This is a genomic window from Candidatus Omnitrophota bacterium, assembly GCA_040755155.1.
Lineage (GTDB): Bacteria > Hinthialibacterota > Hinthialibacteria > Hinthialibacterales > Hinthialibacteraceae > JBFMBP01.
In genome coordinates this window covers 42,783-64,923 of sequence record JBFMBP010000102.1, presented here as the reverse complement: position 1 = coordinate 64,923, position 22,141 = coordinate 42,783, and the positions used below count along the sequence as shown (strand labels likewise).

At 52.5% G+C, this 22,141-nt stretch carries 15 protein-coding genes; 9 read left to right on the top strand and 6 right to left on the bottom strand.

From position 1 onward, the window contains the following. The first annotated feature begins 81 nt into the window (after nucleotides 1-81). Nucleotides 82-2,004: a 6-hydroxymethylpterin diphosphokinase MptE-like protein gene (locus tag AB1656_15415; GenBank protein ID MEW6236772.1), complete on the top strand. Its 1,923-nt coding sequence runs from the start codon at nucleotides 82-84 to the stop codon at nucleotides 2,002-2,004. Nucleotides 2,005-2,069: 65 nt separating this feature from the next. On the opposite strand, the gene AB1656_15410 is transcribed toward AB1656_15415, so the two are convergent. The 3 genes from AB1656_15410 to AB1656_15400 form a co-directional block, all read right to left on the bottom strand. Then, nucleotides 2,070-3,551, bottom strand: coding sequence for a hypothetical protein (locus AB1656_15410; GenBank protein MEW6236771.1), 1,482 nt, complete (start codon nucleotides 3,549-3,551; stop codon nucleotides 2,070-2,072). Nucleotides 3,552-3,626: 75 nt separating this feature from the next. Further along, nucleotides 3,627-7,715 carry a heparinase II/III family protein gene (locus tag AB1656_15405; protein MEW6236770.1) on the bottom strand — a complete coding sequence of 1,363 codons (4,089 nt, stop codon included), beginning with the start codon at nucleotides 7,713-7,715 and terminating at the stop codon, nucleotides 3,627-3,629. Between the two features lie 100 nt (nucleotides 7,716-7,815). Then, nucleotides 7,816-7,986 carry a hypothetical protein gene (locus tag AB1656_15400; GenBank protein ID MEW6236769.1) on the bottom strand — a complete coding sequence of 57 codons (171 nt, stop codon included), beginning with the start codon at nucleotides 7,984-7,986 and terminating at the stop codon, nucleotides 7,816-7,818. A 194-nt stretch (nucleotides 7,987-8,180) separates the two neighbouring features. Here AB1656_15400 and rpoN point away from each other — a divergent pair, with 194 nt between their 5' ends. The 6 genes from rpoN (at nucleotide 8,181) to AB1656_15370 (ending at nucleotide 16,962) form a co-directional block, all read left to right on the top strand. Next, on the top strand, nucleotides 8,181-9,623 hold the full coding sequence (rpoN, locus tag AB1656_15395) for an RNA polymerase factor sigma-54 (GenBank protein ID MEW6236768.1): 1,443 nt from the start codon (nucleotides 8,181-8,183) through the stop codon (nucleotides 9,621-9,623). A gap of 132 nt (nucleotides 9,624-9,755) precedes the next feature. After that, nucleotides 9,756-10,463 carry a PTS sugar transporter subunit IIA gene (locus AB1656_15390; protein ID MEW6236767.1) on the top strand — a complete coding sequence of 236 codons (708 nt, stop codon included), beginning with the start codon at nucleotides 9,756-9,758 and terminating at the stop codon, nucleotides 10,461-10,463. Nucleotides 10,464-10,477: 14 nt separating this feature from the next. Then, nucleotides 10,478-12,211, top strand: a complete 1,734-nt coding sequence (locus tag AB1656_15385) for a chloride channel protein (GenBank protein ID MEW6236766.1) — start codon at nucleotides 10,478-10,480, stop codon at nucleotides 12,209-12,211. 153 nt (nucleotides 12,212-12,364) lie between these two features. Next, a complete protein-coding gene (locus tag AB1656_15380) occupies nucleotides 12,365-13,222 on the top strand; it encodes a sugar phosphate isomerase/epimerase (GenBank protein MEW6236765.1) in 858 nt (285 codons plus the stop codon). Between the two features lie 888 nt (nucleotides 13,223-14,110). After that, entirely contained in the window at nucleotides 14,111-14,461 is a 351-nt protein-coding gene (locus tag AB1656_15375; GenBank protein MEW6236764.1) for a cupin domain-containing protein, read from the top strand. 98 nt (nucleotides 14,462-14,559) lie between these two features. Further along, nucleotides 14,560-16,962, top strand: coding sequence for a beta-L-arabinofuranosidase domain-containing protein (locus tag AB1656_15370; GenBank protein ID MEW6236763.1), 2,403 nt, complete (start codon nucleotides 14,560-14,562; stop codon nucleotides 16,960-16,962). A gap of 401 nt (nucleotides 16,963-17,363) precedes the next feature. Here AB1656_15370 and murJ read toward each other — a convergent pair whose 3' ends face one another. Next, entirely contained in the window at nucleotides 17,364-18,947 is a 1,584-nt protein-coding gene (murJ, locus tag AB1656_15365) for a murein biosynthesis integral membrane protein MurJ (protein MEW6236762.1), read from the bottom strand. A 303-nt stretch (nucleotides 18,948-19,250) separates the two neighbouring features. Here murJ and AB1656_15360 point away from each other — a divergent pair, with 303 nt between their 5' ends. Beyond that, a complete protein-coding gene (locus AB1656_15360; GenBank protein ID MEW6236761.1) occupies nucleotides 19,251-20,576 on the top strand; it encodes a Gfo/Idh/MocA family oxidoreductase in 1,326 nt (441 codons plus the stop codon). A gap of 95 nt (nucleotides 20,577-20,671) precedes the next feature. On the opposite strand, the gene AB1656_15355 is transcribed toward AB1656_15360, so the two are convergent. After that, the gene (locus tag AB1656_15355) at nucleotides 20,672-20,986 is read right to left on the bottom strand and encodes a cupin domain-containing protein (protein MEW6236760.1); all 315 of its coding nucleotides are present in this window, start codon (nucleotides 20,984-20,986) and stop codon (nucleotides 20,672-20,674) included. A 110-nt stretch (nucleotides 20,987-21,096) separates the two neighbouring features. Between AB1656_15355 and AB1656_15350 the strand changes: the two genes are divergently transcribed. Further along, the gene (locus AB1656_15350; GenBank protein MEW6236759.1) at nucleotides 21,097-21,282 is read left to right on the top strand and encodes a hypothetical protein; all 186 of its coding nucleotides are present in this window, start codon (nucleotides 21,097-21,099) and stop codon (nucleotides 21,280-21,282) included. Between the two features lie 15 nt (nucleotides 21,283-21,297). Here the strand turns inward: AB1656_15350 and AB1656_15345 are convergent, their stop codons facing one another. Beyond that, the gene (locus tag AB1656_15345; GenBank protein MEW6236758.1) at nucleotides 21,298-22,086 is read right to left on the bottom strand and encodes an N-formylglutamate amidohydrolase; all 789 of its coding nucleotides are present in this window, start codon (nucleotides 22,084-22,086) and stop codon (nucleotides 21,298-21,300) included. Nucleotides 22,087-22,141: the final 55 nt, after the last annotated feature.

Sequence of the window (22,141 nt, the reverse complement as noted above, 5' to 3'; positions counted from 1 at the left end):
GGCGATGCGGCTGAGTCGAAATATTATTTCGAAAAGTAAAATGGCAATATCTTAACCGCGCGGGTTGAGGTTTTGGATACGATGGCGGATGGGTCTTTCTTCGAGGTCAACTTAGCAGCATTCAAAAAAAGAAATCCCGCGCAAGCGGAAACGATCGCCCAGCTTGCGCCCAAAGTGTCGGATCGCCTCTATCCCCTCGAACCGATGGAATGCGGATACTTCAACGTCGTCCTTTACGATTCCTTCAGTTCTAGCGAGCCGCTTTTCAAAACCTCCGATCCGGAAAAGGAAATCGCCAGCTGGATCCAACGCAGCCCTCTGGGCAAGCAGCGGGAACATGCCGTGATTCTGTTGGGCTTCGGATTGGGGTATTACGCGCAGAAAATTTTATCCTTGCTGCCGGAAAGGGGGGTTCTAGCCGTCGTCGATCCCGATCCGCTGCTGTTTTTTACCGCCTTCCATCATGTGGATTTGACGCGGATTCTGGGGGACGAACGGGTGCATCTCTATATCGGCCAGACGATGGAAAAGGCGGCGCAGAGCCTCGGCGAAGAGCTGGAATATTCGCGCTTTCTCGCTTTGCCGTATCATCTGTTGGCGAATCCATTGCTGCGGCGGCTGCGTCCGGAATATCCTTCGCAATTCGCCGCTCTATGGCGCAACGCTTTGCAGCGCGAACTTATGTACCGGCGCTCCCGCGTCGAGCATAGCAACAACGTCGTCATCAACACCATCGCCAATGCCGGCGCCATTGTCCAATATCCCGGCGTCTCCGCGCTGTTCCATCATTTCCCCCGGATGCCCGCCGCGTTGATTGCCGCCGGTCCTTCGCTGGAAAACGAATTGGCGACGCTGCGCGACGCGCAGGATCGGATGCTGATCTCATGCGTGAATACGGCCTACCCGATCTTGCGCAAGAACGGCATTCGGCCGCATATCGTTTTCGCCATGGATCACCAGGAGCGCAACGTCAAATCCTTCAAAAACGATGCGCCGTCTCCGGAATCGTTTTTGATCGCCGATCCCCGGGTTCATCCGGAAATCGTGCGGCATTTTCATCCGCGAGTCTTTTTGGCGTCATGGCGTTCGACGATGGAGACGATGGGCCAGCCCGCTCCTCTCAGCCGCATCCCCATACCCCAAAAAAGCGGCAATTCGTTTTATCTGTGGCTGCAAACCAAGGCGGGAAGCAAGGGGGACGTTTTCGGTCCCGGCAGCGTGGCCGTCGTTGGATTTCATATTCTCGCGCGTTTGGGATGCCAACCGATCGTACTCATCGGCCAGGACCTTGCCTTTACCAACGATAAACGATACGCCGCAGGAACCATATTCGACGACAAGCAACTTCCTCAAGACAGCGAGTCGGCGCATTGGGTCGCCTCGGTGGACGGAGGCGTCGTTCCAACGAGCGACACGTTGTTGGTCTATAAGCAATGGCTGGAGCATGAAATCGCCCGTTTCAAGATTCCCGTATTCAATACGAGTTCGGGAGCGGCGATCGATGGCGCTATCACGACGAGGCTGCTTTCGCTGCTAATGGAAGTGAAGACGGGTTCCATGAATTATTTCCAGCAGTTGGCTATGCTGCATCAATCCTTCCGTCCCCAGATCGATCTGATCGATCTGCGCGCGATTTTGCGGGAAGCGCTGCAGAGCGTGGAGGCGTTTTACGCCGAAGCGAAGATCGGATTGAACCTGATGTCGCCGGACGATTTCGCGGGTCTGAAAATGGAGGAGAAACGGCGGCTGCTAGAACGGCTCGACCATACCATTGAATTATGCTCCAAACAACATGCCTTGGCTTTCGAATTGCTCAACGAACTCTTGCAGGAACCGCATTACGAGTTCGACGATAGCCGCTGGCGAAACTTGCTTCTGCAAAACGAAGAGGAAATTCTCACGGAAAAACTGCGCGCCCGCTCCAAAGCGCTCGACGCTTTCGTTTGGCAAGCAGGCGTGATGATTTCGCTGTTGGAAGAGAAGATCGGAGAATTGGAAAGATAAATTGCGTAGGGTGGGCTCAATGTTGAGTAGGGTGGGCTCAAAGCGAAGCGTAGCCCACCAATCTCTTAGTTTCTTCTTCGCTGAGAAAAATATCCCATCCCTCGATCCAGCAGCAGACCCAATAAAAGAGCATAATACGGCGTAAGGGTAAAGCGAATGCGGAAATTTTCGTTGTTGACGAAAAAGAGGGCGGCGAAAGTAACCAACAGCAGCGTAAACATGCAGTACGTCAGCGTTGCGCGGTCGGCGGGCGATAGGCGAGAGTATTTTTCGGGCGCCGCCATCAGAACCGGCCAAAATAGAATCAATATCGGAAGCGCCCAGCATAAAAAAGTTCCTTGGGGGCTGGTTTTAGTTTTGTAAGTCGATTGGGAAAAATCCGCTTCTTTCCAGCCGAACAACCATTGATCCAATGCAAGAAGATAATTCTTGTAAACAGGCGATTGGCGGATGAAGAATTCGTAGTTCCAGGCCGGATGGCAGTAGCGCCGCCAGTTTCGCTTCACGAGAATCCAATAATCGCAGGGGCTGGCGGCGATCAGCGTCAAGGCCTCTTTTCGATAGCGATGGTTGATTTCGACGAAGTCGCCGTGGTTGAAATTGATGTCGCCGTTGCTTTTCTCTTTTCGATCCAGCGCGGGAACGCCCCAGGTTTTGTGCGTTATGAATTTTTGGTAGTAACCTACCGGCGAAAAGGGATATTCCACCGAAATGGGAGTGATTTTTCCCTGCAAGAGATAATCGCGCTTGATGCTTATGGGGATGGCCGCCGTCATCATGTTCAAATTCGGTCCCAACCAGGTGCTGGTGGTCCATTCGCCGAATACGATGGCGTTTTTGGCGTAGAGAGCCATAATAAGGAGAAATGGAATCGACGCCGCCAGCAAAAGCGATTTGCGTTTCCCGTTAAAATAAGTCCATAAAATGCACACGGCGGCGAGAAACCAAACGTAATGAAAAATCGAGCGGAGATAAGCCATAAGCATCATCAGGAGAAATAAAATTACGCCGTCGCGGGTTTTCTGAATTTGAACGTAGGCGTGAAACCGTAGCGCGATGAACAACAAAAGCGCCATGATGGGAAAGGTGTACATCAGCCAGTTTTCATAAAGCAGCCAGGAAGGGGAAATAAAGCATCCGCAAGTGACGGAGAGGGCGATCCACGCTCGAATCCGGAAACGAAGCAATAAGCGAAAGAGGGCGATGGCGGAAACAACGCCTAAGAGAAGATAAAAAACAGGATAAACGATTTTGGCGCAACCGAACGAACCTTGCTCCACCAGGCCAAGAAAAAGGTTGAAGAGCGGCGGTTGGATGTGCAAGTACCAAAGGCTTTCCAGCAGACGAGTACGCAAAAGCTCAATGTCCAGCATCTGCCAAAACCCGTAATCGTAATCGTCGAACGTTCCTCCCAGCCCATAAAAATGCAAGTGGATTCCTATATAGGCCGCCAGCAAGAGGACATAAGAATAGGGATGCTCTAGGAATGCTTTCCAAAGGCGGGCGGGGACATTTTTTATGGAATGAATGATTTTGGATAATGACATTTATCTATCTTGCTGGTTATTCGCTGGGATTTATTTTTGAAAACGAATTGAGAATAAAAGAGTCTGCGCGACGGGTCAATTCTTATGGATAGGCCAATTATCGACGGTGGTAGCGTGAGGAGAATTAATTTCTAAAACATGCGCGCCTGTTGGTAAATTATTTATCGAAGCATAAAACCGTCCTTCCCGTTCCATCCATACGACGATATCAATTTTATTCCCATCCAAGAACATGATGGAATCAGGGCGAGCTGCGAGTTCCAGACGATCCGGCGCTTCGCCTTCTTTTTCGATTAGAAATACCCGATCTTCTCCCTGCGTATAATTCAAGTTGAGCGCAAAGGATGTCGCCGTCTCTGCGCGATAAGACCAACCGTCTCCTGCGATTTCGCGGCCATTGATGAGGACGGCGGCGGCGAATTCATTTCCGCTGTTGCGGCGAATGAGGGAGTAAGTTTTGTTGGCGGGATCGAAGGCGAGGACGTCGGTAAAATCGGCGTGATGAACAACCATTTGCCCTTGATCGGTTAGCTTAGCGTCGAGAATCTTGGGTTGAGTGATGAATGGTTCCAACACGGCGATATGGCGGGTGGAATCCGCAGCGGCGCGGCGGGCGATGACGACGGGATGAACGCGGGGCGGCTCGGACGATGGCCCCGAAGCGAGAAAGTATTGCGTCTCGGTTCCGCCGGGGAAGAGAAATTGCAGGCCGCGCGTTTGTTGGGGAATATGAACTCCCTTACTGAAGGCTTGCAGATCGTCGATAAGAATGGAAAATGCGTTCTCGCCTTGATCCGCGCCGGTGAGAAGGAATTGAACCACGCCATGGCTGCGATTTCCGCCAGCAACGGCGATGGGTTTAGTCAAATCCACTTCCGCTGTCAGCCAGCGTCCAGTTTCAACTATAGCGCCGCGCGCGATTTCGTATTGCGCGTTGCGATAGAGCGGCGGCGCGTTGATAGTCAATAGCAGGCGGGAAAAAGTGGCGCCGCCGATCTTGTATTGAAACGTCAATCTATCGGGCGCAATCATCGGTTCGTCGAGAATGGAAAATTCTTTTTGGATGGATTGGTAGTCACGGGGGACGATTACCCAACGCAGAGAATGCGCGCCTTGGACGGCGTCATCGTCGATGCCGATGTTTCCCGACCAGTCGTCGACGTTTTCGAAATCGTCGCCGAAGCCATATGTTTTTTCGCTGATGACGGCGCCTCCATTAGTAGTGGTGTATTGGAGAATGGTTGCAACGGGAGCGCCGTTCAACAATCGGGGCGGGCGAAGAAATTGGTAACCGGTTTGCGATGACTCCCAACCGGGCGATATTTGCGCGAGCGAGTAAGGATCGGACGTACTAAGGTCTCCCGCCGTATGAAAAACGAAATCGTAGGGCGGCGGCCCTCCCTGAACGTCGTCAATGACGGCGCAATAAAAGCGATCCGCCATCAATACGGCGCGGCTTACCTGCGATCCAGCAGGATAAACCGGCGCGCCGAAAGCGGACTGCATGACGCGAAGAAGGGGGAAGGCGGCGGAAAAAGCGCCAATAGGTCTTACCGTTTCCGCATCCTCGTTTTGATAATTCTCGCCAAGCAGGATGGCGTTGTGCCCGATGGTGCTGCGGAACCATCCGGTAAATTCTGGCAGCAGGACGGAACCATTGCCGATGTCTAGCAGCCACACTTCCCCGGCGCCGTAGAGAGAGAGATGGAGTTTGTCCCGATGGCCGTGCGCCATGCCCATCGGGCCGAAATCCATCAACGCCATTTGGTCTTGTTGAAGGCTTCCCGAACGCAAGACGGCCAATCCCATCCCTTCTTTGAGGGAACTGTCGAATAACTGGGGATTCGATTCATAGTCCTTGCCAAAGAATAACGCTTCCATCGAATCGCGGGGGTAGCCCAATTCGTCGTAGATAAAAGAAAGGATGGGATAAAAGCGGGCGCCGCCGTAATGGGCATTGGCGTATTCGTACTGGTTTTTTAGCCGCCATATCGGTTGCGGCGAGGCATCGTTTAAAGCGGGGAAGCGCCCGTCCGGCTGCATCAAATCGAGGGGAGCGGAATAGGCTGCCTGAATGCGGTCGTCAAAGGCGGGTACGCCGTGGGATTCGAGGGCTTCCAATAGCAGATTCATAGGCGCAAGAGCGAAATAGTGATAAGCGATGGAGCCTTCGATCCATAATCCATCGTCGCGGATGGCGTTTTGTTTCAGAAATTCATGACCGTTGGGACCGTAAAGGGCTTCTTGCAATAGCGCATCGTCATCGAACAAATAACCCGCGAAAGCGATGGCGGCGTTGTGCCAGGATTGCCAGTTGACGGCGCCCATCGGATTGCCGCGTACGATATCGACGGCGGGACGCAGCAGGTTCAACTCGATATGGGTGCGGTCGGCGGGAGAATAGAGGGGATCGCGGCGAGTGAAGTCATACGCCGTAAGCGCTCCCAGCAACCATTGAGATTCACCCAGCGTATCCGTGAGAATGCGGGCGGCGCGGGGGGAGGGGCGATCCTGGAAATCGTCCAACGGCCAGGAGAGATAACGGTCGGCGTAGGCCAGCAGCATTTCCCGCGCCAGGGCGGCGTATTGCGGCGTTGGTTCCAGGGCGTAAGCGAGGCCGAGCTGCTGAAGCCGTGTTCCCATCTCGAAGTGATAATGGCCTAACCATCCCCGCTCGTAGCGCCGCCCGCGATAACGTCGGCCATCGACGGAGGAGATGAAAAAGCCAGGACGATTGGGATTAAAGATCAAAGGAGCGCCGGTTCCGTTGTTGGGATCGTCGTCGCCATCGCCAACGCCGTCGCAAATATAATTGTTGAACCAGCCGCCTTCTTCTTCGGGAACGGGCAGATGTTCCGAAACGATCTGGTCGCCCCATTGCAATAGGTTTTGGTAGATGGCGCGCTGGTAGGGTTGGCCTTCCCGGCCTTGATGGCGGATTTGCTCCAGCCGTTCGGGAGTAAGATAAATCCATCGCGGGGGGGATGGCAGGGCGGGCGGTTGCGTTGCATGGACGATGGCTAGGGAGGATGCCAGCGGTTGGTTATCCGAGTCCAAGAGATCGATTTGGTAGGAAACCGTTTCTCCTAGTTGAGCGTTAGCTGGAACGGTTAAATGGAAATAGACCGCCGTAAAAGAGGCTGAATTCACCGTTGCCGGCGCGGCTGGCGCGGCGATGGGCCAATCCGGTCCCTCCAGGCGGATGGCTTGGGGGATGACGTTCATAGGTTGGGATCGATCGTTTGCGATTTTAAAGCGCAGCGGAATGTCGGCGCCGGGGACGGCGTAAAGTTCCAGCGAACGCGGCTGCAACAGGCTGGCGGCTTGATCGAAGGGGAAATAATCTTCCGGGCGCAGAAACCAATAGGATATATTCGGCGATTGCATGACCAGGTCTTGGGCTTTAAGAGATAGGCGCCATAGCAGTCCTGCTTCTTCCGTCGATGGAACGGCGCGCAAGACGTACTGTTTGTTGGTTTCCGAGAGGTTGACGCTGGCGGCGAGGCGGCCGATGGAGTCATAGAGCGAGACGGTTTGGTTCAATCCCGCTTCGTGAAGCGTGGATAGGGAGATTTCCAGTGTTTCCGGCGGCGCGGGAAAATAGAGGTCCATAGGTAGTATGGAGTTGGTTAGTTCAAGGGTGGAATAATAGGCTTGATGTTCGGCGTCCGCATCGAGAAAAAAGGTTTGATCTCGGCTGCCTACAGCTTGAATGCGGTAGATTCCGGCGGTGGGAAGACGAATATCGAATGTTTTGGTTATGATCGGTCCGCGCCAAAACGTCGCTTGTTGGTCGCCGTCGTCTTCGATCTCCTGCGCGAACAAAAGACGGTCGAAGGAATCGTATAACGATAGATTCAAGGGATCGGGTCCGGCTTCCCAGTTTAAATCCTGCTTAAAGATAGATATCGAAAGATGGCTTTTCGAGGTATGGATCAACAATTCGCCGCTTTTGCGGATAGCCAAGAGCATGGCGCCGGAATGGCTTTCGAGTTGCAATGGTTGGCGCATGGAGCGAATGGATGATAAAGGCGCCGGTTCCTTCGCATCCAACATAAAGGGGATAAAATCCCAGGCTGTAGCGGGATACTCATCGGCGAGAGAATGAGCCGCCGGAATGGAGTATCCTACGATTAAAAATAATAAAATAAATAGACTTTGCATAAAACTTAACTTTCAAAGCATGAATCTTTACGTTGATGGTATAATGCTCGATAACGAATTCTAATGGTTTATATGGATTATCTCATGGTATGCAAGAAGATTAATTGGATGGGCCGCGTTTTTCGAACCATTGGTTATGGATATAGCTAAAAGTGGAGTAAATGGCGCGGTTCGTCTTGCAAACTGGATAATCCGTCTGGACGGCGTTGATTCCTTTACTCTTCTTATTGCGTAAGCGAATAGAAGCGATAAAATTATAAAAGGAACGCATATGATCTTTCCAATTATACTCTCATGCTATTGCGTTATTTAAGTACTTGATTGGTAATGATATAAGATAATATTTCGCGAAATCGGGCTATTCTTATTCCATTGACAATGCGCCGAGGTAATGATAAAGTTGGCATGAAAATTTATTGCTAAACAATATTATAAGTAATTCCGAATATTCAAAGGCAAAAAAACGTGGATCAACGCCTTCAACTCCAGCAGAAGATGTCGCAGCGGCTGATTATGACGCCGCAGATGCAGCAGTCTATTCAACTGTTGCAGCTCTCGACGCTGGAACTCTCCGAACTACTCCAGGAAGAGATGGCGGAAAATCCCATGCTGGAGGAAGAGGAATTTACGGAATATGCAGACGGCGGCGCCGACGTGGCCGAACCGGCGCAGGATGAAGATTTGCCCGTCCACGATCTCTCCGAAACCGGGTATATCGATCTGGACGACAATTGGTCCGACTATTTCACCGACAGCAGCGACCTGGGGCAAGTATCGAGCGGCGTCTCTTATTCTTCTGGCGAAGAGGAGGAAATCGCGCAACAGATTACCAAAGAGGAATCGCTGAAGGATCATCTCATTTGGCAGTTGGGCGTTTCCACGAACAATGAAGACGAATATATCGCAGGGGAATATCTTATCGATCAATTGAACGATGACGGATATCTTTCCGTGACCGTGGAGGATGCGGCGGAATATTTGAACCAGAGCCTCGAGTTCGTGGAATCCGTCTTGAAGATTATTCAGGGATTCGATCCGCCAGGCATCGGGGCGAGAAATCTATCAGAATGCCTGGAAATCCAATGCCGCCATTTCGATATCGATGACGACGATATCTTGGAAGTGATATGCCATCATCTCGACGATTTGGAGCGGCGCCGTTTGAAAGATATCGCCCGCGCTTTGGATGTGACGGAACAGCATGTGCAGGAGATCGCCGACATCCTCAGTTCTTTCGATCCGCGGCCAGGGAGGCAATATATTCCCACCAATGTGGAATACGTTACTCCAGACGTATTCGTGGAGAGAGTGGACGGTCAGTGGCAAGTTCGCGTCAACGACGAGGGGGCGCCCCCCCTGCGCATCAGTAAAAAATACCGCGAGATGTTGCAAAACCGCAATGGCATCTCTAGCGAAGAATATGATTTCATCAAGAAAAAATTTCAATCGGCGATCTGGTTGATGCGCAATATCGAGCAGCGGAAGCAGACGCTTTATCGCGTCGCCAACGCCATCGTGGAGCGGCAGAAGGATTTTCTCGAAGAGGGAGTTACGGCGCTCAAGCCGCTCAAACTACGCGATATTGCCGACGAATTGGGAATCCACGAAGCTACCGTCTGCCGGGTGGTGAATCGAAAATATCTGCAAACGCCGCGCGGTTTGTTCGAACTGAAGTATTTTTTCTCCACAGGATTGGACGCGACGGGCCGCGAGGATATGTCCGCTAAAAGCGTCATGGAGTACATCCGCACTCTCATTGAAGAGGAAGATCCCAAAAAACCCCTCTCCGATCAAAAGATTACCGAAATTCTACATCGCGACTACAACCTCAACATCGCCCGCCGCACCGTCGCCAAATACCGCGAAAAGATGGGTCTTCTACCCACCAGCAAGCGGAAGCGCGTATGAAACGGAAATCGCCGCTATCCAATTGTTGGATTTCTATGAACTTCGTTCGCGTTCGCCGTATCAAGATTGACAGTATGTATAAATGCGGCAATAGTTTTAAAGAACGAGATCGAACGTCCTTGCCTTAACTCAATGAATACGGTCAACGAAGATCCCTATGAAATTGGTTTGACGGAAGCCGCCAGGTTTTTGGGCGTCTCGGAGCATTCTTTGGAACGCTGGATCCGCCAAGGAACCATTCCTTGCATCGAATCCGCAGGAGAGATTGCTTTCGATAAGTCGCTACTGCGAGAATGGGCGCAATCGAATAAGATGGCTTGGTTCGAAAGCCCCAGAAAGCCCGTCTCCGAAGCGAAAACTATAAGCCTTGCCAACGCCATTCGATCCGGCGGCGTTTATAGCGATATTGCCGGAACGAATGCCCGCGAGGTTTTGGAAGCCGCCGTCCGCGCTGTTGCCCTGCCAGATGGAATCGACCGGAATTTGCTGTTGTCGAAACTCTTGGAGCGGGAGAATCTAGCCTCCACGGGCCTAGGCGGCGGCGTCGCCGTCCCTCATCCCCGGACGCCATTGAAGAACGCTCCCCCCGATCCGATCGCGGCGGCGTGTTTTTTGTCCTCTCCCATCGATTATGGAGCGATCGACGGCGAGCCGGTTTTCGTTTTGTTTCTCATGATTTCGCCCAATACCAAAGCGCATCTTCAATTGCTGGCTCGCGTCGGTTTTTGCTTGCGGGATAAATCGTTCACCGCTTTCTTGCGCGAAAAGCCGGATGGGGAGGCGTTGCGGCGCAGGGTGGAGGAGCTGGAAGCGAAAATGGAAGTCATGAAAGGCCGATAGGACTGTTTCCCATTATGTTTCGTTTGCGCCGTCCGCGTTCGTCCCGCCGAATATTCCTGCATACGTTTCCTTTCTTCGACGAACATTTTTTACTCATTCTTTTCGGCGTTCCCGTCGGCGTATGCGGGGGCTTGGCTTCCGTCGCTTTGAATCATTCCATTGAATGGCTTTCCTCGACGCTTCATTTTGCCCAGTCTCATTGGTATTTTGTTTTCTTCCCCGCCGCCGGCGCCGTTCTCTCCATCTTTTTTCTGACCAACGTTTTTCGGGAAGAGGCGGGGCATTCCGTGCCGATGGTGATTTACAGCGTATCGCGCAAGGGCGGTTTGCTGCGCGTCCGATCCGCCTTCTCGCATCTTATCGGATGTCTTTGCACTATCGCTTTCGGGGGATCGGCGGGGCCGGAAGGACCTGTTGTGGTAAGCGGCTCCTCTATTGGATCGAGCATCGCCCGGCTGTTTCATTTGAAGGAACGGCAGCGGGTGGCGATGGTGGGCTGCGGCATTGCGGCGTCCATCTCGGCGATTTTCAATGCGCCGATCGCCGGGATCGTTTTCGCCGTGGAAGTGATTTTGGGCGAGTGGGTATCCGTGAACCTGGTTCCCATCGCTATCGCTTCCGTTGTCGCCACCCAAACAAGCCGCCTGTTAAGGGGCAATCAAATTCCCTTTGAGCATACGAGTTTTCCTATCGACACGATCGATATCGCCGCCAGTTTTGGGCTGGCCGTCATGGTCAGCGCGGCGGCGGTGATTTTTTCCAAAACTCTATCCTATACGGAGCGAAAGGCCAAGCGTTTTTTTCCCAATATTTATCTTCGCGGCGCGGCGGGGGGGCTTCTTGTCGGCGGCATCGGCCTTTTTGCGCCGGACGTGTTGGGAGAAGGCTACGAAACCATCCGTTCCATCATCGAGGGGCGTTATGCTCCCGCGTTAGGGATGATGGGCGTATTGATTGTTTGCAAGATTATCGCGACGTCCTTGACGCTGGGAACGGGCAGCGCAGGCGGCGTTTTTGCGCCGTCATTGGCATTGGGATCGTTTGTAGGATTGGCTTATTCGGAACTTTTGCATTGGTTGTGGCCGACTGTAGTATGGGCCAGCGGCGGCTGTTTTGCTCTCTTGGGCATGGCGGGCGTCGTCAGCGGCGTATTGCTCGCTCCGTTGACGGGCATCTTTCTGATTGTTGAGATTACCGGAGGGTACGAAGTGATTCTACCCTTGATTTTAGCGTCGGTTTTGGCTTCCACGTTCTGCCGCGCTTATTTGCGCGCTTCCATCTATCACAAGGAATTGATCGAGAGAGGCCAGCTTTTGCGTCCGCGCACGGATTCCCGCATCTTGGCGGATATCTCCATTCTCGACGTATTGAACGAAAATTGGCGGCCGCTGCCGCCGGATATGCTCTTGCGCGAATTCGTCGAATTGATTAAGCAGGATCCCCGTTCCTATTTTCCCGTCATCGATCCGGGAACGGGGAAATATATCGGATTGGTTTTGGTTGATAAGGCTCAGCCGTATCTTTTAAGCCCCGACTTATTCGACGTCGTTGTCGTGGAGGAGATTATCGAAGGGGCCGATATCCGAATCTCTCCTACTGACGACTTGTTTACCGTCATGGATTATTTCGATCATGGAAGAACGGAAGTGCTTCCCGTCATCGAGCGCAACCGCTTCATCGGCGCGATTTCGAAAGCCGACGTCCTGATGCAGTATCGAAAAGAATTGATCGTTCAAACGACAATATAAGGAAGGGCGTCCATTAGCGGCGTCCCTTCGATGGGAGCGAAGCGAACGATGCAGAGCCGCCCTATCCTTTCTTGGAAATGCCGTTATTTTTGGGAGAATGGAATGGCTTCATGCTAGTAACGCGAAAAGGAATCGCATAGGAGGAAAGAGGATATGAAGAGAGAAGAAATGTTAACGCGCCGCGGATTTCTAAGCGCATCCGGCGCGGCGGCTTTTGCCGTTGGACTGCCGAAGGGAAACGCGCATGGCGAAGAAGCCTCGGCGCCGAAAGACCGTTTTTGCGGCTTGAAAGTGGGAATCGCTTCCTATTCGACGAGGGAATTTACGCTTGATCAGACCATCGAAATGGCGAAGCGATTGGATGTACGCTATCTGACGCTGAAAGATTTTCATTTGAAGATGGATACAACGGCGGAGGAGCGCAATGAGGCGGCTAGGAAGATCAAGGATGCCGGACTCGTTCTCATGGGCGGCGGCGTGATTTATATGAAAAACGATGAAAAGCAGGTGCGCAACGCCTTCGAATACGCCCGCGACGCGGGGATGCCCGTCATCGTAGGCGCACCCGATATCGACGCCTTGCCTCTTGTTGAAAAAATGGTGAATGAATTCGATATCAAAGTCGCGATCCACAATCACGGCCCCGGTGACAATAAATATCCTTCGCCTCTCGATGCCTACCGTTGCGCGCTGCCTTACGACAAGCGCATCGGCCTTTGCATCGATATCGGCCATTCCGTCCGTTGGGGAGACAATGAGATCGAAGTCATCCGCGCCGTTAAGGATCGTCTTTACGATTTTCACATCAAGGACGTATCCGCCCGCGCGAAAGAAGGGAAAATGATCGAGATCGGCCGCGGCGTCATCGATATTCCCGGCGTATTAAAAACGCTGATGGAAATCGGCTTTACAGGCCATGTGGCGTTAGAATACGAAAAAGAGTCGAAGGATCCGCTGCCGGGAATGGCGGAATCGTTCGGCTATTTGCGGGGAGTTCTCGCCGTTCTTTAGCATTGAATGCGATCCCATCGCTGTTTTTATGGGGAGCCGATAAGTCGGCTCCCTTTTCGTTACTTTTTTCTGGCGACGATAATGTGGGATTTTTCCATCCCTGGTTACGCGCAGATAAAAATTATTTCCCTTCTTGACGATGCAGCCATAAGAATTCGGTCTTCTCGGTATGGTTCCCACTCCCTTTTTCAGGTCAACGTTTTTCCCTCAATCCATCTCATTTTCCACTAATTTCCCACGTTTTAAAGTGCTAAAAGAGGTTAAATCAATCATAATTCGCGTTTAACTTTTAATGAGAAAATGGGGATTTTAAGCGTTCGTAAGTCATTGATATTATAGGAATATAATATAAAACCCCCTGATTATGCGGTGGTTTTAATTTGACCATTTTTAAGTATTGCAATTAATAGAGAACTCTTATCCATGAAAGCGTACTCCTTTCGCGAAGGGTAAGAGCCTGTAGACGCTATTGTATGAGACTGGGGAAAAATGCAAATGGATGGGGGCGTTCGAATTTACATGGCCGCGGCGGTTCGGTATGATGAATGTCCGAATCGGGATGCTCAGGATGAAAGGATGACCAGGATGTCGCGATGGCGTTTATGGGATTGAATCACGAAGACGCGAAGGAAAAAGAAGAGCGCGAAAAAAGGCGAAAAAAGGATTGCGCCAGGAATAACGTTTGGATAAGTTCTTCTCCGTGAAATCCTAAGCATCCATGAAATCCGTGATTCAAAAACGCAGCCAGGATGAAAAAATGACGAGGATAAAAATAAAAAATCATCCTGGATATCTTGCAAATCCTGGCTATCCGGATCCAGTTTTTGTAGGGTGGGCTCAAAGCGAAGCGTAGCCACCATTAATTCGAAAGATGTGGAGAATATTCCAATGGAAAATAAAACCAAGCGTTTCGAAGTGCGGCGGCTGGAGGCGATCGAGAAGGAAAAAAGCACGTGCGGTTGGCGGCAGCGTTTGTTCAGCACGGGCGACGATTCTCCCGCCTTTTTCCATCTTGTGCGCATCCACGCCTCGAAGCAGCATTACCATAAGCGGGCGACGGAGTTCTATTACGTCCTCGAAGGCGAGGGAATCATGACCGTCGACGGCGAATCCTTCCCCATCCGCCCCGGAACCATGGTCAAACTCGATCCCGGCTCCATCCACTCCAGCGAGGGGGATCATTTAGTTTTGGTCTGCGGCGTGCCTGATATCGCCGAGGATGATATTTTCTTTCCGTGAAGTAGTGACGGCGGGATGAAGAAACGTAGGATGGGTCGCGTTTTTTGACCCATCAATAAATAATGCATTCTGCGGAGGATAAGATGAGAAATTGCGGTATGTCAATCTGGAAATGGAAAATGGCGCTGGTTTTGCCTGTATGCGTTGTTCTGGCTTCCTTCGCGGCGGACTTGAAGAGCGGCGCGGGGATTGATAGGGGGGCTGCGACTTGCCGCATCGATTACAAAATCCAGCCCGCCGTCTCGCTGAAGGCGCTGCCTTTCGATTTGGAGGATGTGCGTCTGCTCGACGGTCCCTTCAAGAAGGCGATGGAGTTGGATGGGGAATACCTGCTGCAACTCGAAGCCGACAGGCTGCTGGCGGGCTACCGCGAGAACGCGGGGCTGGAGCCAAAAGGCAAGAAATACGGCGGCTGGGAATTGCAGAGCATCGCCGGCCATTCGCTGGGGCATTATCTTACGGCCTGCGCGCTGATGTACGCCTCCACCGGCGACGAACGCTTTCGCGAACGCGTCGTCTATATTGTGAAGGAATTAGATGAGTGCCAGGACGAGAGGGGCTACGTCGCCGCCATTCCCGAAGGCAAGCGCATCTTCGCTGAAGTGGCGGCGGGGAATATCCGCTCGGCGGGCTTCGATCTCAACGGCGGCTGGGTGCCGTGGTACAACCTGCATAAGTTGCTGGCGGGGCTGTTGGACGCGCAGCGCTATGGCGGGGAGGCCAAGGCGCTGAACATCGCCGTCAAATTGGGGGATTGGGCCATCGGCGTTACATCCGGCCTTAACGAGGAGCAGTTCCAAAAAATGTTGGCCTGCGAGCACGGCGGCATGAACGAATCGTTGGCCGAACTCTACGCGCGGACGGGGGAGGAAAAATATCTAGTCTTGTCGCGCCGCTTCCATCATAAGGCGATGCTCGATCCCCTGGCCGAGCATCAAGACTGCCTGCCGGGACGTCACGCCAATACCCAAATTCCCAAAATCATCGGCGTCGCTCTGCGGCATGAATATACCGGCGACGAGCGGGATAAAACCATCGCCGAATATTTTTGGGATACGGTCGCGCATCATCATTCCTACGTCATCGGCGGCAACAGCGATCACGAACATTTCGGGCAGCCGGACAAACTTTCCGACCGGTTGAGCGACGATACCGCCGAGACCTGCAACACCTACAATATGCTGAAACTCACGCGGCATTTGTTCGGCTGGAGCGCCTCGGCTCCGTATGCGGATTACTACGAACGGGCGCTCTATAACCACATTCTCGCTTCGCAAAATCCCGATGACGGCATGATGTGCTATTTCATCCCGCTGCGGGCGGGCGGAGCCAAAACCTATTCCACGCCCTTCGATTCCTTCTGGTGCTGCGTGGGGACGGGCATGGAGAATCACGCCAAATACGGCGACAGCATCTATTTCCACGGCGCGGACGGTTTATATGTGAACCTATTTATTCCTTCCATCCTGACCTGGAGAGAGATGGGAATGACGGTTCGCCAGGAGACGCGCTATCCGGAAGAGGATGCGATCCGCCTAAGCATTTCCTGCAAGCAGCCGGTGAAAACGCCGATCCATATTCGCCATCCGCGATGGGCCGAGGCGGGAATGAAGATTCTGTGCAATGGCAGCGCCCTGGCTATCGACAGTCAGCCGGGCAGTTACGCCGCGATCGATAGAACATGGAAAGACGGCGACCGGCTGGAGATCACGATTCCTATGAGTCTGCGGCTGGAGGCTATGCCGGACAATTCCAAGCGGGCAGCCATTGCTTATGGCCCGCTGGTTCTCGCAGGCGATCTGGGGGCGATAACGGAGAAGGCCTCCGATGATGGCGGGGATGCCGCCCATGTTCCGGTATTGCTAACGGAAGCGGCGGCGCCGGAGCAATGGATGCAATCCATCCCAGGTTCAAATTTATCCTTTAAAACCAAAGGCGTGGGACGGCCAAACGATGTCGAGTTGATTCCCTTCTATCGGATGCACCATCGCCGTTACGCCGTTTATTGGGATTTCTATACGGAAGCGGATTGGAACAAGCGGCAAGTGGAAATCCAAACCGAACAAAAGCGGTTGCGCGAATTGGAAGCGCGTACGGTTGATGTTCTGCGCATCGGCGAAATGCAGCCCGAACGCGATCATAACTTGCAAGGCGAAAAAACGTCGGCGGGCGAATTAAACGGCCGCAAATGGCGTCATGCGGCGGACGGCGGCTGGTTCTCCTTCGAGATGAAAATTAAGGCGAATGCACCGCAGGAATTAGCCTGCACGTATTGGGGCGGCGATTCCGGCGCCCGCCGGTTCGATATTTTAGTGGATGGCGTCAAGATTGCCGAACAGACGCTGCAAAACAACCAGCCGGGGAAATTCTACGACGAGATCTACGCTCTTCCGCTCGAACTTGTGCGCGGGAAAGAGAAAATCACCGTGCGGCTGCAGGCGCATCCCCGCGCCATGGCGGGCGGCTTGTTCGGATGCCGCGTACTGATGAATGATGAATGATGAATGATGAATGATGAATGATGAATGTTGAATGTTGAATGTTGAATGTTGAATGTTGAATGTTGAATGTTGAATGTTGAATGTTGATTGTTGAGCCACTTACCGAGGAAAGGCTCTCGGCGATTGCAGGAAGAAAAGACCTGCCGACCCGCCGTTGAAACGACGAGCTAGTGTCGTTTGCCCCTTTAAAGGGGCATTTTATAATAGCCCAGCCTTTCAAGTCTGGGATGACGATGAGTGACGGGGCGGCAAAGCAAGACGATGTCTGCTTTTGATCGATCCCTCAAGGGAAGGCTGAGGCCTTGCCACCTTGCCACCCCCCGCTCGATCCATCCTGCCCAACTTATGGGTGAAGATCAGTTAAGAGGGCGAGGGAATGGAATTTCGAAAATTGAGTTGCGTTATTGCATTTTCAACAATCTTTTCAATTCATCCCTAAACAAAAACCAGCCGCAAAGGCCATAAACTCCCAATCCCAAACCGATGCCTAGAACTACTCGGATCGTAAAGCGGGCGAATGTTCCTCCCGCGATAGGAAAATAGGCGGCGAAGAGAGCGCAGGCCAATCCCATCAGCGCGGAAGCGAGCAATACGCGCAGGGCGTAGGCGGCGAGGGGAAGAATCAGGAAATGCTCCATGCGCCTCCGTAGGGAAATCAGCAGATAGAGGCTATTCACGCCGCTGGCGATGGAAGAAGCCAACGCCAACGACCATAATGGCATCCCCTCGTCCACGAAGATTTTGCATAACGCGATGTTAACGATGACGCCCGCCGCGCCGGAATAAACGGGCGTGCGGAAATCGCGGTGCGCTTGCGATGTTCTCACCAACGCTTGCACAACAGCGTAGAAGAACAATCCCAGGCAGTAAAAATTCAATACTTGCACGGTTGGTTCCAACCAGGCGCTTTTGTGAAATTCGCCATGATCGTAAATAACGCCGTTAATATCGCGGCCTAATGCGATCAATCCTACGGCGGCGGGTATCATCAATAGCAGAAGATATTTCATTACTTCCGTCAGGGTGCGGGCAGCTTGGGCGTGTTTTTCTTGGGCGATCTGTTGAGCAATTTGTGGAAAAGACGCCGTCGCCAACGCTACGCCGATTATGCCGAGAGGAAATTGGATGAGGCGGAAAGCGTATTGCGTAATGGAAATGCCGCCCTCGCCGAATTTGGAGGCGAAATAGGTTTGAGTAATGAGGGCGTTGATTTGGTAGATAGCCAAACCGAAAACGGTGGGCGCCAACATGCGCAGAAAAATTTTCACCTTGGGATGGAAGGGCGAAACCGCCTTGGGAGGGAAATAACGCAACTGACGCGCCTGGGGCAATTGGACGGCGAATTGCAAAAAGCCGCCGAAGATGACGGCGCCTCCCATGTACCACATCATTGGCATGTCTGCGAGATGGAAGACCGCCGCGCCGGTAACAGCGCCCGCAACGACGCAGACGTTAAAGAACGAAGAAGCGACGGCGGGCATGAAAAAACGGCGATGCGTATTCAATACCCCCATCGCCCACGCCGCCAAGGCTACGAAGAAAAGAAAGGGGAACATAATCTGCGTAACCTGCACTCCCGCCCCAACGCGCCAGTCGGCAATGACGCAGTCCGCTGTTTTCTCGGAAGGGAATGCGAGGATATAAGGCACAATCCAAGGCGCCAGGAGAATAGCGGCGAGAATGACAACCGATACGACCAACGCCAATAAATTGAAGATGGCATGAGCCGTTTCCCGCGCTTTGTCTTCTCCCTCTTTTTCAATCACTCCCGATAGCAGCGGGATAAATGCCGCTGAAAGCGAGCCTTCCGCGAAGAGTTGGCGGAACGTGCTAGGGATTTTAATTCCCGCCCAAAAAATATCTTGCCAAACCCTGGGCAGGCAAGCGGCGATGCTGGAATCGCGCGCCACCCCCAACACCCGCGAGATCAAGGTAGCCAGGCTGAATAGGCTAGTGGAACGAAGCAGGGAATCCGTTTTTTTCATCGATGCGGCGCCGCCTTTGGAATCGAGAGTATTATTTTATTGGACGTTTGGAGAAATAAACGACGAATCCATTTCCCGCCCAACGCAACGAATCGATCGAAATTATTTTTTATTGAAATCGGAGAGAATTGTAGGGCGAAATCCTGGCCGCCGAAGGGATGGAAAAAAACGGAATCTTTTCTCTCCCGTTTCTTCCACCTTATGAGGATTAGCCGGTTATTCTATAATTGCGATGGTTAGAGCAAGGCTCTGATATAAAAACGCCTTTAAAATCAATCCAAAAATAAAGTGGGAGAAGCAAGCATGTCCGAGAAAAAAAATGTGACGCGAAGAGAGTTCATCAACCGTTCCGGCAAGGTTGCGGCAGGCGTGGGGGCCGCTGTTTTGGCCGGTCCGGCGATCGGAGTTCAGGGAGCGAACGATAAAATCCGCATGGGAATCATCGGACCGGGAAAGCGGGGCGGATTCCTGATGGAGCAAACCCAGCGCGTGGCGGAAGATAAAAATATACCGCTCGAATTCATCGCCGTAGCGGATATTTTCGAAGGCTGGAGAGAAAAGGGCATCGCCACAGCCGAACGCACGGCGGAAAGCGAAGTGAAGGGGTACGATGATCACCGCAAACTGCTGGCGAACAAAGACGTAGACGCTGTCATCATCGCCACGCCGGAGCACTTGCACGCGCAACAAATGCTGGACGTCATCGCGGCGGGCAAAGACCTTTACGTCGAGAAGCCGATGGTTCATACGATCGAGGAAGGCAAGAAGGTGGTCAAGTCCGCCAAGTTGAGCAAGTGCATCATTCAGTGCGGCACCATGCGCCGCAGCGTTCCTCTTTATTACATGGCCCGCGATATGGTCAAAAACGGCGAGATCGGCCAGGTCAATTATTGCGAAGGCTGGTGGCACCGCAATTTCAAAGAAGGCCAGCCCAACGCCGCCTGGCAATACCAAATTCCCGATGACGCTTCCGAAGACAATATTATATGGAAGGAGTTCATCGGCCCGGCGCCTTTTGCTCCCTTCGATTTGAAGCGTTACTTCCAATGGCGATGTTTCTGGGATTATTCCAACGGCATCGGCAGCGATCTGATGGTGCATCAGATGGACGTCATCAACCTGGTCATGAGCGCGGTCATGCCCAAGAGCGTCGTTTCCTCCGGCGATATCTACCGTTGGAAAGACGGGCGCACTTCCTGCGACACCTGGAGCAGCGTCTTCGAATACGACGAGGGCTTTCAGGCCAATTACCGCAGCAATTTCAGCACCTCGCTTCAGCAATACGGCATCCGCATCTGCGGAACGGACGGAACCATCGAAATATTGCAATCCATGGCGATGACCGTTACTCCGGAACCGGAGAATCTGCGCGTCAACAAAAACCTGGAAAAGAAAACCTACTATTTCCCCGAAGACAACGAAAAGAAGGACGAAATGTACGGCCATATTTCTTCCGTGCAGGCGCACATTCACAACTTCCTGGAGTGCATCAAATCGCGCAAAACCCCCAACTGCGACGTGGAGACCGGATTTTACGGCTCCGCTCTCTCCTCGATGGCGGTGGAAGCCTACCACAAAGGCCGCCGTCTGGTCTGGGATAAACAGAAACAAGAAGTTATTGAAGCTTAGATCGATTCTTCCATGAAATAAGGCAGGGGACGGTTTTCGGATCGTCTCCTGTTTGTTTTGATAGAGAAATGACGGCTTGATCGAAACGCCCTATCTTATCGAACCATTTCCATAAAGAAAACCAACACTTTTTCAGATAGGACTCTGCCTCTATGCCGATGCTCCAATCCATCGGGGATGAACAGGCCGTCGCCCGATTTATAGGTTATGGTTTCCTTGTCGTATTCGATTTCCAATTCGCCTTCGATGATATATCCATAATGCCCTTTCTCACACCAATGGGGCGGCATGGCTTGCGTATACTCAACCAAGCGCAGGCGCAGACGATTTTGATCGAAGCATTTATGCCTTACTCCTGCAATGGGAGATTCCCAGGCTATCTTTTCAAAGTCGGCTTTGTATTGAAGCATTTTTTGAACTCCTGAGAATAGTGGATTGTTTTTTAGGAAATCATCCGATAACCGGATGTATCTATCGTTTTGTTGTATACTATGTAAAAACGGATTAATGGACAACGCGAATGAAATTTTATGAACAAATGGACCCAGTGGAACGTGAAGAAATGATCCGTAAGGCTGTGGCGTTTAACGTTTCCTTGGAAGGGATGGAGGAAGCGGCGCAAGCCATCCTCCAGGTTGCGATCAAGCAAGAGTCAGAGACAAATCTACTAACCAATTCGCCAGCAAGCGATCATACTGATCGATAAGATCTGTCCCGCTGCTCATTCCCGCTTCCCCCACTCTTCCCGCAAAGCGTCAGCCGCTTTTTGAATGATGCGCGTGATGGCGTCCAATTGTACGTGATCCGCTGCTCCCGTCCATTCGTCCATGAAGAATTTTTTGAATTCAATGGCCAAAGCGCAGCCGGATTGGGGAAAGTTTTCATGCACCCATTGGGGAAAATAGCCGCCGCCGAACTTGACGTTCTCGCGCGCGTCCAATTTTCGTCCCAGGAAATCCGCTTCGCGCAGTTCCCGCAAAAAGCGTTCGACGAGCGGCGTCCAACGCTCCCGCCGCATCGTCAGCGTTCCCAGGATGACTTCGGGATTTTGCGCGGAATCGGCGGGGGGACTATCGGGGCCGAGGCGGCGGTGATTGTAGGAATGAAGATCGAGAACGATGAAACGGCCATAGCGTTTTTCCAGGCGGGAAAGGAGGCGGCGCATTTCGGCGTAATAGGCGTCGTATTGCGCTAGCGAGCGGGCGAGCAATTCGGACGAGGGAGGCTCTTTCCAAACGCGCAGTCCCCATGCGTCTTCGGGATGGAGGTAAACGGCTTTGGCGTGGGGACGGTTGACGTCCATTTCGAAGCGCGAGCGGCGCATGACGATTTGGATATCCCCCGCTTTCGTCCATAAACCGGTAAAAGGGTCTTCTTCGAGCAAACGATCTTCTTCCGATAGCGCCAGCCGCTCGGCGACTTCCGGACGCAATTCATGGCCATCATGATTGGCCGCCGCCAGGATGGGGCCGTCTCCTTCCGTCAAACGCCATAGAGTCGAGTCGTACATTCTAAAAAAGTGACCAGTGGATAGTGATTAGTGACCAGTGGTTAGCAACTATCGA

Excerpts from the sequence above, each read along its gene's own strand:
- AB1656_15360 (MEW6236761.1), top strand. The coding sequence starts at position 19,251 with ATGTCCGAGAAAAAAAATGTGACGCGAAGAGAGTTCATCAACCGTTCC.
- AB1656_15370 (MEW6236763.1), top strand. The coding sequence starts at position 14,560 with ATGTCAATCTGGAAATGGAAAATGGCGCTGGTTTTGCCTGTATGCGTT.
- AB1656_15385 (MEW6236766.1), top strand. The coding sequence starts at position 10,478 with ATGTTTCGTTTGCGCCGTCCGCGTTCGTCCCGCCGAATATTCCTGCAT.
- AB1656_15405 (MEW6236770.1), bottom strand. The coding sequence starts at position 7,715 with ATGCAAAGTCTATTTATTTTATTATTTTTAATCGTAGGATACTCCATT.
- AB1656_15375 (MEW6236764.1), top strand. The coding sequence starts at position 14,111 with ATGGAAAATAAAACCAAGCGTTTCGAAGTGCGGCGGCTGGAGGCGATC.
- AB1656_15355 (MEW6236760.1), bottom strand. The coding sequence starts at position 20,986 with ATGCTTCAATACAAAGCCGACTTTGAAAAGATAGCCTGGGAATCTCCC.
- AB1656_15345 (MEW6236758.1), bottom strand. The coding sequence starts at position 22,086 with ATGTACGACTCGACTCTATGGCGTTTGACGGAAGGAGACGGCCCCATC.
- murJ (MEW6236762.1), bottom strand. The coding sequence starts at position 18,947 with ATGAAAAAAACGGATTCCCTGCTTCGTTCCACTAGCCTATTCAGCCTG.
- AB1656_15390 (MEW6236767.1), top strand. The coding sequence starts at position 9,756 with ATGAATACGGTCAACGAAGATCCCTATGAAATTGGTTTGACGGAAGCC.
- AB1656_15350 (MEW6236759.1), top strand. The coding sequence starts at position 21,097 with ATGAAATTTTATGAACAAATGGACCCAGTGGAACGTGAAGAAATGATC.
- AB1656_15415 (MEW6236772.1), top strand. The coding sequence starts at position 82 with ATGGCGGATGGGTCTTTCTTCGAGGTCAACTTAGCAGCATTCAAAAAA.
- AB1656_15410 (MEW6236771.1), bottom strand. The coding sequence starts at position 3,551 with ATGTCATTATCCAAAATCATTCATTCCATAAAAAATGTCCCCGCCCGC.
- AB1656_15400 (MEW6236769.1), bottom strand. The coding sequence starts at position 7,986 with ATGCGTTCCTTTTATAATTTTATCGCTTCTATTCGCTTACGCAATAAG.
- AB1656_15380 (MEW6236765.1), top strand. The coding sequence starts at position 12,365 with ATGAAGAGAGAAGAAATGTTAACGCGCCGCGGATTTCTAAGCGCATCC.